At 69.9% G+C, this 14,350-nt stretch carries 12 protein-coding genes and 1 pseudogene; 6 read left to right on the forward strand and 7 right to left on the reverse strand.

Going from position 1 to position 14,350, the window contains the following annotated elements:
- Positions 1-133: 133 nt before the first annotated feature.
- From ACIGYR_RS06945 to ACIGYR_RS06965, 5 genes and pseudogenes are all read right to left on the reverse strand, one after another.
- Positions 134-4,307: pseudogene (locus ACIGYR_RS06945) on the reverse strand (discoidin domain-containing protein).
- Between the two features lie 509 nt (positions 4,308-4,816).
- Complete coding sequence (locus ACIGYR_RS06950) at positions 4,817-5,917, reverse strand: sensor histidine kinase (RefSeq protein ID WP_399602045.1); 1,101 nt, start codon at positions 5,915-5,917, stop codon at positions 4,817-4,819.
- Positions 5,914-6,567: a response regulator gene (locus ACIGYR_RS06955; protein ID WP_391837050.1), complete on the reverse strand. Its 654-nt coding sequence runs from the start codon at positions 6,565-6,567 to the stop codon at positions 5,914-5,916. Before ACIGYR_RS06955 ends, ACIGYR_RS06950 begins: the two co-directional genes overlap by 4 nt.
- Positions 6,568-6,803: 236 nt before the next feature.
- Positions 6,804-7,454, reverse strand: coding sequence for a histidine phosphatase family protein (locus ACIGYR_RS06960; RefSeq protein WP_399602361.1), 651 nt, complete (start codon positions 7,452-7,454; stop codon positions 6,804-6,806).
- A gap of 431 nt (positions 7,455-7,885) precedes the next feature.
- The gene (locus tag ACIGYR_RS06965) at positions 7,886-8,386 is read right to left on the reverse strand and encodes a GNAT family N-acetyltransferase (protein WP_399602049.1); all 501 of its coding nucleotides are present in this window, start codon (positions 8,384-8,386) and stop codon (positions 7,886-7,888) included.
- A gap of 380 nt (positions 8,387-8,766) precedes the next feature.
- Here ACIGYR_RS06965 and ACIGYR_RS06970 point away from each other — a divergent pair, with 380 nt between their 5' ends.
- Positions 8,767-9,243 carry a hypothetical protein gene (locus ACIGYR_RS06970; RefSeq protein WP_399602052.1) on the forward strand — a complete coding sequence of 159 codons (477 nt, stop codon included), beginning with the start codon at positions 8,767-8,769 and terminating at the stop codon, positions 9,241-9,243.
- Positions 9,244-9,252: 9 nt separating this feature from the next.
- On the opposite strand, the gene ACIGYR_RS06975 is transcribed toward ACIGYR_RS06970, so the two are convergent.
- A complete protein-coding gene (locus ACIGYR_RS06975) occupies positions 9,253-9,438 on the reverse strand; it encodes a hypothetical protein (protein ID WP_391837044.1) in 186 nt (61 codons plus the stop codon).
- 190 nt (positions 9,439-9,628) lie between these two features.
- Between ACIGYR_RS06975 and ACIGYR_RS06980 the strand changes: the two genes are divergently transcribed.
- From ACIGYR_RS06980 to ACIGYR_RS07000, 5 genes are all read left to right on the forward strand, one after another.
- Positions 9,629-9,817, forward strand: coding sequence for a hypothetical protein (locus ACIGYR_RS06980; RefSeq protein WP_391837042.1), 189 nt, complete (start codon positions 9,629-9,631; stop codon positions 9,815-9,817).
- Between the two features lie 165 nt (positions 9,818-9,982).
- Complete coding sequence (locus ACIGYR_RS06985) at positions 9,983-10,573, forward strand: cysteine hydrolase family protein (RefSeq protein WP_399602055.1); 591 nt, start codon at positions 9,983-9,985, stop codon at positions 10,571-10,573.
- Between the two features lie 357 nt (positions 10,574-10,930).
- Positions 10,931-12,124 (forward strand): hypothetical protein, encoded by a 1,194-nt coding sequence (locus ACIGYR_RS06990; RefSeq protein WP_399602058.1) that lies wholly within the window; start codon positions 10,931-10,933, stop codon positions 12,122-12,124.
- Positions 12,125-12,259: 135 nt separating this feature from the next.
- Complete coding sequence (locus tag ACIGYR_RS06995) at positions 12,260-13,495, forward strand: CynX/NimT family MFS transporter (RefSeq protein ID WP_399602059.1); 1,236 nt, start codon at positions 12,260-12,262, stop codon at positions 13,493-13,495.
- Positions 13,496-13,576: 81 nt separating this feature from the next.
- The gene (locus ACIGYR_RS07000) at positions 13,577-13,708 is read left to right on the forward strand and encodes a hypothetical protein (protein ID WP_399602062.1); all 132 of its coding nucleotides are present in this window, start codon (positions 13,577-13,579) and stop codon (positions 13,706-13,708) included.
- 95 nt (positions 13,709-13,803) lie between these two features.
- On the opposite strand, the gene ACIGYR_RS07005 is transcribed toward ACIGYR_RS07000, so the two are convergent.
- Entirely contained in the window at positions 13,804-14,271 is a 468-nt protein-coding gene (locus ACIGYR_RS07005) for a hypothetical protein (RefSeq protein ID WP_399602065.1), read from the reverse strand.
- Between the last annotated feature and the right edge of the window lie 79 nt (positions 14,272-14,350).

Raw genomic sequence — 14,350 nt, forward strand, 5'->3', positions numbered from 1 at the left:
TGCGCACCCGGTGGACGTGACGCACGGGGCACGGAAGTCGACGCGCTCTGATCCTCTCCCGGGGGAGGGACGGCATGGCGCCGCAGAGGAAACCGCACGGTTCCGTCCGGGACGGAACCGTGCGGGGCGGGGCCTATTCGACGTTGATTCTGAACGTGCTGGTCCTGTTGCGGATGTCCTCGGCGTTACCGCTCATCCGCAGGTTGCGGAACGTCGCTTCGCCGACTGCCGGGCCCTGACCGGGTTCCGGCAGTTCGTTGGCCCAGATGCCGAAGCCGGACTTGGCGTCGAAGGCGTCCCCGCTCTTCTTGGAGTTGGTGATGGAGATGTCGGTGAAGATCGTGTCCTTCACCGGGAACTGCGGCTGGCCGCCGACGTAGTTGGTCTGGAACATCACGCCTCCGTAGGTGGAGTCGTCGATGTCGACGTCGTTGACCCGGATGCCCTGGAAGACCTTGGAGGCGGAGAACGCCCAGATGGCCGGGAAGACCTGCGAGCCCCAGAAGTGGCCGCCCGTCCGTTCCAGGGAGACGTTCTCGATCGTCGTGGGTTCGGTCCCGAAGCCGTTCATCGGGTAGCCGAAGTCCAGCGAGGAGATCGTGATCCCCGAGTACACCAAGGTGTCGGCGATGCGGATGTTACAGAAGGTGTTGTTGTAGCCGCCATAGACGGCCACGCCCGCCGCCCGCCAGGTCAGCGTCGAGGTGAGGTTCTCGTAGAGGTTGTTCTTCTCGTCGGCGCCGCCCGCGTCGATGGCGGAGAAGAGGGCGAAGCTGTCGTCACCCGTGGCCCGGGCGTCGTTGTTGACGACGTGGTTGTCCGTGGAACCGTTGGTCATGTTGATGCCGTCGGCGAACATGTCCCGGATACGGGAGTTGCTGATGGTCATGTTGTCGGTGTTGGCGCCCCAGTACAGGCACACCATGTGCTCGACCCAGATGTTGTCGATGGTGATGTCGGAGACGTTGGAGAAGTCGAACACCTTGCCCGGACCGTCGATCCGGGAGGTGTAGTTGCCGAAGTAGGAGAATCCGGCGAACGTGGAGCCCTTGGCGCTCGCCTCGGCCCGGAAGCCCACGTCGGTGTTCTCCTGCGAGGAAGGCGCGTGGAAGCGGGTGAACCAGGGCCCGGCCCCGAGCACCTTGACGGCCTTGCCGTAGACCTGGAACTTGCTGGAGGTCTCGTAGTCACCGGCGGGCAGGTAGACGCCGACGAGCTTGCCCGTGGTGTCCATGCGGACCTTGTCGAGGGCGTTCTGCACGTCCTGGTGCGAGAAGCCGGCCGGGACCGTGTAGGCGGCCGGATCCGGGTTCGGGGCCGCCGTCGTCTGCTCGGTGTTGACGAAGTCGATGGCGTAGTCGGAGGCGTTGGCCGCGTCCTTCTGGAGCCGGATCTTCGAACCCGCCGGGACCGTCTTGCCGAGCAGGAGGTTCGCCTCGTCGTAGATGTGCCGCGGCGCACCGGAGCCGGGCGAGTTCCCGGGCGAGGTCTCGTTGCCGTAGAGCCAGGCGTACTTCGAGGTGAGGTCGATGGCCTTGAGGAACTGACCGTCCACGTAGACGTCGAGTGTCGTCGTGGTGCCGTCCGGGATCGAGAAGCGGGTGACGAGGGTGTTGGTCGCCGCGCGGGTGGTCCATTCGACGTACTGGCCGGTACCCGTGAGGGTCACGGCCTTGCGGCCGCTCGCCTCGCCGGCGAGGTCGCCGACGGTCCGGTTCGGGCCGACGGCCTTGGCGCCGCCACCGAGGGTGCCGTCCTCGGCTTCGTACATGTCGTACGGCATGTCCGCCCCGCGGCCGACGAACAGCGGCTGGGTCGTGGTGTTGTTGGCCCGCTTGACCGGCAGTTCGTTGGCGTCGTCGGCGATGACCGTCTTGACCGTGTACTTGCCGTTGCCGGCGGTCCAGGAACCGAGGCCGACCGGGGCGGTCGTCTGCCCCGCCGCGACGGTGCCGTTGTAGGCCCCGCTGAGGGTCTTCACGGTGGCGCCCTCGGCGTCCTGGATCGTGAGCGTCACGTTGTGGGCGCCGGAAGCCGAGTCCGCCGTCCCCTGGTTCTTGATCGCGACGGTGAACTTGACCTCGTCACCGGCCGAGGCACTGGAGGGGGTCCAGGAGACCGTTCGACGGGTCCACGGTGGCGCCGACCGGGTAGCTGCCCGCGTCCCGGGTTCCGATGCTCGCCGTGACGGGCGTCGACTCGCCGGCCGCGAGAGCCGGGACGCCCGCGGTGGCGGCCTTCGCGCCGCCGAGTGTGAAGTTCAGGTCGGTGGCCTTCGCCGGCTTGCTGCCACTGTTGGTGACGGTCGCCGTGAGGCTGATCGTGTCCGACTCGACCGGGGCGGAGGGCGTGCTGGTGACACCGGTGACCTTGAGGTCCGGGTTGGCGGACGGCGTGCCGATCACCTGGAACTCGGCGACCTGCGCGCCCGGTGCGCCGGTGTTCTTGGTGAACTTGAGCTGGATGTCGGCGGCGGAGCCGGATACCGGGATGGTCACCGAGTTGCCGGTGCCGGGGGAGAAGTCGTAGTCCTTCGCCGCCGCGAGGGTGGTGAAGGAGGCCGAGTCCTGGTCACGGCCGAGCACCTGGATGTTCTGCGTGCGGTTGGACCAGGCGGCGTCCGGGCTGAGCTTGACGACGACCTGGCCGAGGTCGGCGTTGGCGCCCAGCTCGGTGGTCAGGGTGGCCGGGTAGGCACCGCCGGCGCTCTCCCAGTAGGTGCTGGTGAGGCCGTCGTTGGCGTTGGCGGCGAGGTAGGTGAACGTGTCCGAGGACGCCTCGATGGGCTTGCCCTGGGCGAGGTTGCCGCCGGAGGATCCGGGCCGGGTGACGCTGTTGCTCGCCGCCGATGCGTTGCCGGCGGCGTCCTTCGCCTTCACGTAGTACGTGACGGTGGAGGTCGCCGGTGGGCTGTCGGTGTACGTCGTGACGTCCCCGGCGACGGACTTCACGAGTTGGCCGTTGGCGTAGACGTCGTACCCGGTGACCTTGACGTTGTCGCTCGACGCCTGCCATGTGAGCTTCACGTCGCCGCCGGACTGCGTGTAGGCGAGGCCGCCGGGCGCGGTGGGAGCCTGGGTGTCGCCGCCGGCACCCTTGCGGGTGACGCTGTTGCTGTTGGCGGAGACGTTGCCCGCGGCGTCCTTGGCGCGGACGAAGTAGGTGATGTCGCTGCCGGTGGGCTGGGTGTCGGTGTACGTCAGGACGTTCCCGGCCACGCTCGCCCGGAGTTGGCCGTTGGCATAGATGTCGTAGCCGGTGACGCCCGTGTCGTCGCCGGACGCGTTCCAGGTGAGCTTGATCTGCCCGGTGCCGGGCTCGGTGTAGCTCAGGTTCGCCGGCGCGGTGGGCGCCTGGGTGTCACCGGTCGCCGGCCCGTACACCTCCAGCTCGGAGAGCTGCCCGGCGGGCCAGCCCGTGTTGGCGGTGAACTGGACGCGCACGTACCGCGTCGTGGTCGTGTCGAAGCTGATCGTCGTCGACTGGTCGTTGCCGTTGTCGAAGGTGTACGCCTTCGACGCCGTCAGGTCGGTGAAGTTCTGGTTGTCGGCCGAGCCCTGGACCTTGAGCGTCTGGGTGCGGCTGGGCCATCCGCTCGGCAGCCTCAGCGTCACCTGGTTCACCTTGACGGAGGAGCCGAGGTCGACCTGCACCCATTGCGGGAAGGCGTTGTTCTTGCTCTCCCAGTACGTCGCGCGGTTGCCGTCACCGGCGTTGGCCGCGCCGTACACGTCGGCGTGCCCGCTCTCGCTGAAGGGTTTTCCGAGGGCGAGGTTCGGCGTCGAGGCGTCGGTCGTGAGCACCTGCATCTCGGCGAGCTGGGCGGTGCCGCCGACCGAGTTGCCGCTGAAGTCGGCCCGCACGTAGCGGGCGAGGGTCGGCGGGAGGGAGATCTTCACCGTGTTGCCGTTGCCGGGGCTGAAGACGTACGACGCCGAAGACTTGAGCGTGGCGAAGCTCTTGCCGTCGGCGCTGCCTCGAAGCGCGAGGGTCTGCTTGCGGGTCTGCCATGGGGCGGGCAGGCGCAGCACAACCTGCCGGACGCGCTCGGACCGCCCGAGGTCGGTCTGCACCCACTGCGCCGACTTCTTCGCGGCCTGCCAGTAGGTGCTGGTGTCGCCGTCGTTCACGTTGGCGGCCAGGTGCGTGCCGAGCGCGCTGCCGGACCTGGCCGCGGCGCCCGCGGCGGCGTCGGGGCCGCCGGCGGCGTGCGCGTCCAGGGCCGGCAGCCCTAGAACCATGACGGTGGAGACCAGCGCGACGGTGGTGGTGCGCCGTCTCCACGAGCTGGGTTTGTATCGGGTCATGCGGGGTCACTCCCTGCACAGGGCCCACGTACCCGCTGAGGGCACGCGAGGGCGGCTCATTTCGGGGCAGAGCGGTGGCGCGGTGGATCAGGACGGCACGGGTCGTCCGTCCGGAGGCGCTGCTCCGGCCTCTCCCGGGACCACGAGAAGCCGGTGGAGGCACGCGTCGCGGACATCGAGCACAGCCGTGCGCAGCTTCTTGCATTGATTCATCGCAATATTGCAGACGCTTCGCGAGTACGTCCACGGTTACGGCAGCACGAGTTTCCCCGGCTGTGTCGGCGTCGCCGTGGAGGAGGCGATTCTGCACCTCTCCTGTCGCCCACCGGTCCGTGTTTGCGGCGCATGAAGGGGAGCTCAGCCGGTCTCGGGGCAATCGATAAATTGCGTAAACTAGCGAGGTTTTTGCAGAAGTCGCGCATCAGAGCGCAACGGCTTGCGTGGACCATCACGAGGCGGCGAGATCGCCTCCGCGGACCCCTACGGGTGAGGGGCGGCCCGCCGGTCCCTCACCCCGCGGCTTCTGCCGGAAGCACGACGCGGACCTCGTAACCACCATCGGTCGTCGGACCCGAGGTCATGGTGCCGCCGAGCAGCTCGGCGCGCTGTCGAAGGCCGATCAAGCCATGGTGCGCGCCGGGCAGTGGAAGGGGCGGCCGGGTCGGTGCGGTGTTGGTGACCCTGGCGTGGACGGAACCGCCGGCCTGGAACAGGTCGATGCGCGCGGTGGCGCCGGGTGCGTGTTTGCGTGTGTTGGTCAGCGCTTCCTGGACGGTGCGGTAGACCGCGCGTTGGACGGTGGGCGGAAGGTCTTCGGGCAGGTCCATCTTCAGCTCGGTCTCGATGCCGCAGTTGTCGGCCAGCCTCCGGATGTCGACGAGGGCCGGCTGCGGAGTCAGATCCGTCGGGTTTCCACCGGAGGCACGCAGGACGCCGACCATGTGGCGCAGCTCGTCGAGCGTCTGCACGCTCAGCCGCCGGATCGTCGCCGCGGCCTCCTTGGCGTCCGGGTCGCTCGTGCCCACCTGAAGTGCTCCGGCGTGCACGGCGATCAGGCTGACCTGGTGGGAGACGACGTCGTGCATCTCCCGCGCGAGCTGGGCGCGTTCCTTGGCCAGCGCGGCCTGGGCGGTCAGCAGCTGCTGGTGGTCGCGCGCCTGCGAGATCTCGGTCAGTCTCAGCGACAGGTCGCGGCGGGTCTGCACGAGCTGCCCCAGGAAGACGGCGGCGGCCGCCGTGGCGGCGCTGTAGCCGAACGCGATCACCGTCGAAATCCGGGTCAGGTCCAGGTTCGGTGACGGCAGGGAGGTGATGTCGCTGAAGGCGAAGATGAGCGTGCCCAGGACCAGCAGCGTCCGCGGCCGCCTGAAGGAAGCGAGCGTGTACAGCGCCGCCAGGCAGGCGAAGACCGCGTCCGACAGCAGTACGGCCGGGAGGGTGACGAGGAAGGTGAGCAGCGGCCTTCTCCGGCGCAGCAGCAGGGCAAGGGCGGCGGCCAGGCCGAAGGCCATCCGCAACGGCTCGTGGACATCCCAGTGAGCCCACACGTCGAGGAGGGCCATGGCCACCGCCACACCGTCCAGGAGCAGCGGGGAAGGACGGCGGGTCATCCCGTGCCCTCCCTGAGCAGTCCGGCCCGCTGGGCGAAGAGGGCCGCCTGCACTCGGCCGCTGACCTCCAGCTTGGTGAGGATCGCGCTGACGTGGTCCTTGACCGTGCCGGTGCTCAGGTGCATCCGGGTGGCGATGTCGGAGTTCGACAGCCCCTCGGCGACGAGGATGAGGACCTCACGCTCCCGGTCGGTCAGTCGGTCGAGAGACTTCGGCGGGCGCTCCTGCGCACCTGCGCTCAGGAATCCGTCCACCACCGTCCGCGTGACCTTGGCGGACAGCACGGTGCCACCCTCGACCAGGCTCTGCACCGCCAGCGGCAGCGCCTCGGGGTCGGTGTCCTTGAGGAGAAAACCGGCAGCGCCCGACCGCAGGGCCGTCTCCACGTACTCGTCCATGTCGAACGTGGTGAGCATGGCCACCACCGGAGGTTCCGGCAGCCGGCGCATCTCGCCCAGGACGGTGAGCCCGTCGACGTCCGGCATCCGGATGTCGAGCAGGACGACATCGGGGTGCGTCTCGCGCGCCGCCTGGAGGGCCTGACCGCCGGAGACCGCCCCGACGACCTCGATGCCGTCGGCGGCGTCGAGGATGCTCCGGAAGCCCGTGCGGATCAGGGCTTCGTCGTCGACCACCAGTACCCGGATCACGTGTGCTCCAGCTTGTATCGGACCACTGTCCGATTCGTACCACGCCGGGAGCTGCTCCGCCGCTGGGCGCCCTGGGACGGGAGGTCGGGACGGCTGGTCCGGGGGTGTACGGCGCGGTCCGTCCCCGGAACCGGACGGCGCCGTCCGTGTCCTCGGTGCGGGTGCGCCGCGTCCTCCTGCCCGGGGTCACCCCACCGCCGTGATCCTGCGGTGGAGACGAGAAGGGTCCAGGGGAGTCACGCGCGGCCGGTGAGGCACATCTGCCGTGGGGTGGCCCGTATGGTCAGCACCGCGACGGATGCGGAGCCGTCGGTCGGCTCCCGGTGCTGCGGGGCGGTCAGGCGGCCGAGCCGGGCGGTCCAGTGGCCGTCGTGCAGCGCCAGTGTGACCGCGGAGAACGGTGGCACCTCCAGATGCCAGAAGGAGCGGGCCGGTACGGACAGGGCGTGGACCAGCGCGGCCCGGATGACGGAGCCTTCGGTGATCGCCAGTACGGATCCCATGCCGGCGGGCAGAGACTCCATCCACGCCGCTGTCCGACGACACAGCCGACCGACGGACTCGCCCCCGTGCGGTGCGGCGTCGGGATCCGTCAGCCAGGTGGACAGCCCGTAGGGGTCTTCGGCCGCGATCTCCCGGAGCGGGCGGCCGTCCCATGTGCCGTAGTCCAGATCGCGCAGTGCGTACTCGGGCGTGGCTTCGACGGCAAGGGCCTCCGCGATCTGCGCGCAGCGGACAGTGGGCGCCCGGAAGGCCAGTGAGTACGGCGGAAGCGCCGCTCGTGCGGTCATGAGCTCACGCCGGTCGCGGTGACTCAGCGCACCGTCCCCGAAGACCTGGTCATGGCGGCCTTCGGCGGCGGTCGCGCACAGCATCGTCAGTCGCATCCTCACGATCCGACCTCCTTCTGCGATGGGGCGGCACCCCGCCGGCCCGGTAACGCTCAGTGGCGGGTTCGGCGGCGCTCAGAGCAGGTACTTCGGCGGACCCCGGAAGCGGCGGGTCCACCGGAGCGATCCGCCCCGGCCGCGACGGCGGATCCGGGAGCACCGGCAGCCGGTCATCCGGCGTCCGCTGCGCCCCGTGCCCGACTGTCGACGGCTTGGTGGAGGCGACACCCCTCGTGAACCACTTGGTGGGGCAGAGGAGTGTCCCACTGGTCACCAGAATCCGGGAAGGATGCTGCTTCAACCATCCGGCATGCGGCCGGACTACCCCCGCCGGTCGGCGGGATCCCCCTCCGCGGATGGCGGGGTTGGCGTGATGCCGCAGCCGCGGCGCGAGGGGCTACGGCACGCCGCAGCGGCGGCGCGAGGGGCTACGGCAGGAATGCGAGGTCGCACTGGTACCAGGTGCCGCGCTTACCGCCCAGGTCGGCGCGTCCGGCCGGCCCGATCGGGACGAACCCCGCTTTGGTCAGCACCCTGTGGGACGCGGCGTTGTCATGGGAGGTGGCCGCCCGCAGGGTGCGCAGTCCGTGCCGCTGCGCCGCCAGACGGCACAGCTCCCGGACGGTCGCGGTGGCCACGCCGTGGCCGGCGACGTGCTGCGCGACCCGGTAGCCGAGCTCCGCGGTGCGGTTCTCGATGTTGACCAGATTGAACCTGCCGAGAACCGAGCCGTCCTCGGCGAGGAGCACGTAGAAGGCGCAGACGCCGGCCTGCTGCTCGGCCAGCAGGGCGTCGTACCGCTCGGTGAACTGGTTGAAGTAGTCGTCGCCGCGGTCGGGGACCGAGGCGGCGAAGTAGGTGCGGTTCGCCAGCTCGAACGCCAGGACCGCCGGGGCGTGGGTGGCATGCAGCCGCTTCAGCTCAGGCACTGCCCGACTCTACCCGGATGGGGTGCTGAGGCCACCTGGGTTTCCAGCGGCCGCAGTCAGCCCGGGGACGCGGTGGTGCGCGAGAGGGCGGACCGCGCCAGGTTCGAGCTGGTCATGGACGGGATCGGCGGCGAGCTCGTCGCGGCCGATGGGCTAGCCCGCGGACACGACGGCCCGCCGCGGAGCACTGCGTGCCGTCCGGCGACGCCCGGCACCGTGTGCCGGGCCGTGGCGCGCTCGGCTGCCGGCCGCACAGCAAATACAGTACATAGCTACTATGTACATGGCTACTGTTTTTGCCGCAGGCATCCGAAGTGAGGTCTCGATGCCACCCGTCCGGAGGTACACGCTGAACGATCTCGCTTCATAGGCTGAGCAACATGCACCTTTCCTCGCTCCATCGGATCGGTTTTCGCGCGGGATCTGTCGTACTCGCGCCGGTTTTCGCCCTGCTGCCGACCGGTACGACGGCGGCGGCCTCCGGCCCGGTCAAGGCGGAGGTCCGACTCGGTTGTGACCCGGACTCATGGCGCGTGCAGTACACCGCGGGCAGCACCGGACACGCCCCCGGTTCGACGGTGACCACGCGGATCGACGTCCGTACCGTCGACGAGTACGGGCCGGACAAGGTCACCGGCGAGGGTCCGTACGGCTTGGGGAGCGCGGTGACCACCGGGGACGTGCGCCGGAGAACCGACGCCACAGGGGCGTGGTCCGCCCACGAGGTCCTGAGCCGGGGGCCTCGCCCGTCCGGCCACCCTCGCTCGCACACCCGGACCACCACCGTCACCCTTCAGGTGACTGACGGCACCGGTTCGGCCACGGCGGAGGGCGAGTGTTCCCTGGCGGTCTACTGAGGGACGGGTCTACAGGCCACCGGGCCCGCTCACGGGGATCTGCTGCGCGGTGGGGATGTAGTGGTAGGCGAGGCGGGCATCGCGGTTGTGGTGACCGAGGCGGTGGGCCTCGGGGTGGTCGTACTTCCTGAGACGCCGGCGACCGGAGACGATGTCCCGGACGAGATTCGTGCCTCGGGTGAGCAAGGTCCGCATGCGAGTTCCCCTCGTGTTGGCCTGCCTGGCAGGAAGCGTGTGCCTGCCGGGAAGCGTGTGCCTGCCAGGAAGTGTGTGCCTGCCGCCGGGCGAACACGACGGCTTTGAGCGGAACTTGAGCCTTTCGCGGAGCGGAGTCCGGTCAACAGGTGAGCGTGGTGCCTGCCCGGACGCCAACCATCCAGCCCGTTTGCGTACCGTCGAGTACGACGACACGGCCGGTGCCGGCCATCTGGTCTGGAGCCACTACAAGGACACGGCCGGCAAGGCGCTGTTCCCCCCGGTCCCGATCGCCGAACTCGCCACCCCGACCGCGCCGATCGACGCGGCCCAGGCCCTCCTGCCGCCCCTGGACGACAGCAACTACCGCTGGATCTGACAGGGCGACGGTGCTTGCGGCTCGGTGGCCGTCGCGCGGCGCGCCGATGTCGGTTTCTGCAAGTCGGACGACATTGCTGACACGTCGCCCGCTCCCGTAGCGTTCCAGTCGGGCCCCGGCACACGGCCCGAATCCACTGCCAGACAGATGACTTGAGGTACAGGCATGCCTACGACCACCCTGCGCCAGCTGAACGCTTTCGACGACACCCCCGCGTCGCTCGCGTCCGCGACGGTGATCCTGATCGACTACCAGAACACCTACACCCAGGGCGTCATGGAGCTGTCCGGCTGGGAGGCCGCTCTCGACGCCGGCGCCACGCTGCTCGCGAAGGCCCGCGCGGCCGGCGCGAAGGTCATTCACGTCATCAACGACGGCGGCGAGGGCACCCCGTACGACATCCGGGCGGAGATCGGTCAGATTCACCCGAAGGTCGCGCCGGTCGAGGGTGAGGCGACCGTCGTCAAGACGAAGCCCAACGCCTTCCTGGACACCGACCTCGGGGACCTGGTGGACGCGGCCGGGAACAAAGACGTGGTGATCGCCGGGTTCATGACCCACATGTGTGTCGCCTTCACCGCTCAGGGTGCGTTCCTGCGCGGGAACCAGCCGACCGTGGTGGCGGACGCCTCCGCGACCCGGCCGCTTCAGACCTCGGTCGCCGGGGTGACCGCCGAGGCCCTCCACCTCGGTGCCCTTGCCACGATCGGTGACCTGTACGGCGTCGTGGTGCCGTCGGCGGCTCAGCTCGGCTGACACCCGTTGAGCCGACGGCTCGGCTCGGCTGACGTTCTATGAGCCCGCGGCTCGGCTGACGTCCGTTGAGCCTGCGGCTCGGTTCGGCTGACGCCGGTTGGAGGTCGTTGTGGAGGGCCGCGTGTCTCGTTCCCCGGGCGCGCCGGTCCCCGCGACGGCCATCGGTACGTAATGTTCCGTTTGCCCGAAACGAAAGCGGAACTTCCGTTCGTGAAAAATGGCCGGTGATTGCACAGTGTGTGGCGAGAACTACGGTGTGATCCACTAATAGCCCGGTCAACTCCCGTACAAATACGGTCACGTGGTGGCGGTGCGGACCGATCCGCGCCCCCATCGAGCAGAAGGAACACACCTCACGTGACCACACGAAGAACCGTCCTCGCGGGTGCGACCGCGGTCGGCACCGCCGCTGTACTCGGCGCCGCCACCGGGGCCTCAGCCGCCGACGGGCCGGACACTCCCACGACGTCGAACGCGGCCCAGAAAGAGGCCCGGGACGCGATACGCAAGGTCAACGCCGACATGCGCGGCAACTACGCGGCGCTCAAGGCGGACCTGTCCAAGCGGCTGTCGCCGATGATCGTCGTCACGAACACGGCCACCGGCGGTCAGTTCACCCTCCTGTACAACGGCACGACGGAGACCGCGCAGCCGGTCCCCGAGTACTTCGAACTGGCCAAGTCGATCGCCCACGTCCCGCTGGGCATCTACTCCGTCCTCGCCCAGTACCTCAGCGACCAGGTCCCCAACGTCCCCAACCGGGACCGCATCGACGCCCACGACCTCGACCTGGTCGCCGCCAAGGGTCAGTCGGACCACTCCTGGGTCACCCCGCTCACCAACTTGAGGACGACCCTCACCGCAGCCCGTGACAAGCTCACCGCCGCGAGTCTTCCCAAGGACCTGCACGACAGCTGCAAGTTCATCCTGGACGAGGCGGTCCGCTACATCGACGGGGTCCTGCACGACCAGTCGTTCGACATCCCCGGTTACGACGTCTTCTCCCACAAGGTCTACCCGAAGATCCGCACCAACATGGTCTTCTCGGCCAAGGCCCAGATCGACGGCATCGAAGGCCAGTTGAAGAAGTGGCGCACCAAGCTCGGTGAGGCGGCGTGGAGCGACCTGTACGTGGTCGTGTTCTCCATCTGGACCACCAGCGTCCTCAACCAGGCGTCCATCATCATCAAGCGGTGCATGGACCAGTCCAAGGTCGACTCGCACCTGATCGACGTCCCCACCGCCGAGCCCCTCAGCGACCCCATCGCCGTCGCCCGGGACAACCTCGCCCGGATCGTGCAGGACAACATCGCCGCCGAGATGGTCTTCGCGAGCGACGCCGAGATCGCCACCGCCCTCAAGGGCCGCCAGGATCTGCTGTCCGAGGAGATCCTCAACCAGATCGGCACCAACGGCACCGCCGACCCGGTCTCGTACAAGGGCAGCGCCGCCACCGCGGCCACGGCCACCGCGGCCACGGCCGCCGCGGTCGCGGCCGGCAAGGACGCCTGCCCCTGGCACCAGGCTCACAAGGCCGCCGTCGGCGTCTGAGCTGACACAGCCACACCCCGTCACGGCTCCCTCCGGACACCGACGCGGACCACACCCCGCACCGGCACCCCGGAGGGAGCCGTTTCTCGATGTCACCGACCGAGCCACTCAGCACCTCACCCCAGGGAACGACCCGTGCCGTCCAGCACCAGGACCAGACGCACCCGCACCACCACCGCCCCGGGCTCCGGCCGCCGCGCCGACGCTCTCACCCTTGTGGGCCTCATCCTCCTCGCCCTGAATCTACGCGCGGCGATCACCGGCATCCCGCCCGTCCTCGCCACCCTCCAATCCGCCCTCCACCTCACCGGCGCACAGGTCGGCGTCCTGACCACGCTCCCCGTGCTCTGCCTCGGTGTCTTCGCCCCCGTCGCCCCCGCCTTGGCCCGGCGCGTCGGCACCGAAACCGTCCTCGCCGCCGCCCTCGGGCTCATCCTCGCCGGCATCCTCGTACGCACCCTGCCCACCCAGGCCGCCCTCTTCGCCGGCACCCTCCTGGCCGGGGCGGGCATCGCCCTGGGCAACGTGTTGATGCCCGCGGTCATCAAACGCGACTTCCCCGACCGCATCGGCACCATGACGGGTCTCGTGATGACCCTCATGGCCGCCACCGGTGCCCTCGCCGCGGGCCTCGCCGTCCCCCTCACCACGGCCGGCGGATGGCGTACCGCCCTCACCGTCTGGGCGGCCCCCGCGCTGGCCGCCGCCACCGCCTGGACCGTCCTCGCCGCCCACCGCGCCCCACACCAGCCGCAGGCCACGAGCCCGCTACCCGCAGCCCGGACAGCGCCCCGGGCGTCCGTCCTGCGCTCCCCGCTCGCGTGGGCCGTCTCCGCCTTACTCGGCATCGTCTCCTTGTGCTTCTACGTCCTGGTGGCGTGGACACCCCAGATCATGCGCGACGCGGGCTACCCGGCGGCCGAAGCCGGCGCGATGACGTCCGTCATGCTCACCGTCGGAATCCCGCTCGGCCTGGCCGTTCCCGTCGCCGCCGCCCGGGTCACCGACCAGCGCCCGCTCATCGTCACGGTGATCGCCCTCAAGGCGGCCGGCCTCACCGGGATCCTCCTCGCACCCCAGCAGGCATGGGCCTGGACCGGAGTCCTCGGTGTCGCCATCGGCGCCGCCTTCCCGCTGGCCATGACGATCCTCGGCCTCCGCTCACCCGACCCGGCCACGGCCGCACGCCTGTCCGCCATGGCACAGACCGGCGGTTATCTCCTCGCCGGCTGCGGTCCCGCGGCCTTCGGCATCCTGCACGCCCTCACCGGCAGCTGGAACACGCCGATCTTGCTCCTGATCGCCTGCACCGTGCCCGAACTCCTGGTCGGTCTCGTCGCCGGCCGCCCCGGTTTCGTCGGCACCCGCTGACACGCCGGCCCCTGCCACGCACCGCGGCAGGGGCCACCCTCGGGACGTGCGCCCACGCGGAGCGCGCCCGGGGTACCGGGGGTGGCCCTCGAGTGGCTGAACGACGACGCCGGCGTTGCCGGCGAGAAGCGGGCGCACGACGAGGCCGTGGCGTACCGGGCGGCCGAGTTCACCTCGGCGGATGCCGAGTTCACCTCGGCGGATGGCGCCTGAGGCCGCGGGCGTCGGGACGGTGGCGATTCCGGTGATGCGGCGACGCTCCCGGGCGGTGGGGCAGGCCGGGCAGGTTCCGTTCCGCCGGCTCCGCGTCACGACCGGTCTTCGGACGCTGTCACGACACCGTAGGTCACCAGCCCGTACATCAGGTGCGGCACGACGTCCGACACCCAGTCCGTCACCGACCAGGTGGTCGGATCGCTCACCCCCAGCCGCGCCATGGGCAGGTCGGTCGCGGCCATGGCCAGGGCACCGGTGGCCGCCCCGCCCAGCCACCAGGGCATGCGAACGCCGGCGTGGCGGAGCAGGGCGACAGCCGCACCGGTGCCGCACCCGACGGCGATGCCCGACAGCGCGCCGAGGCCGGAGAGCCGGTTGTCCCGGGCGTCCCCCGAGCCGGGAACCGGATGTCCGACACCGCCGGCGATCTTCTCCACGACCCGGGCCGGGGCCTCGCTCGACGGCCTGCCCCGCAGTGCCATGTCGGCGTAGGTCACCGCGTTCAGCACGGTTGTCCCGGCGGCGCCTGCCGCGCCACCGCGCACAAGGCTCTTGATCATGCCAGGCCGAGTTCCCCCGGGGGCCTGTCCGAACCATGCTCGGACATCCGACCGGGCGGTACGCCGGCATCAGAGCCGA

The organism is Streptomyces sp. NPDC053076 (assembly GCF_044546845.1).
GTDB lineage: Bacteria > Actinomycetota > Actinomycetes > Streptomycetales > Streptomycetaceae > Streptomyces.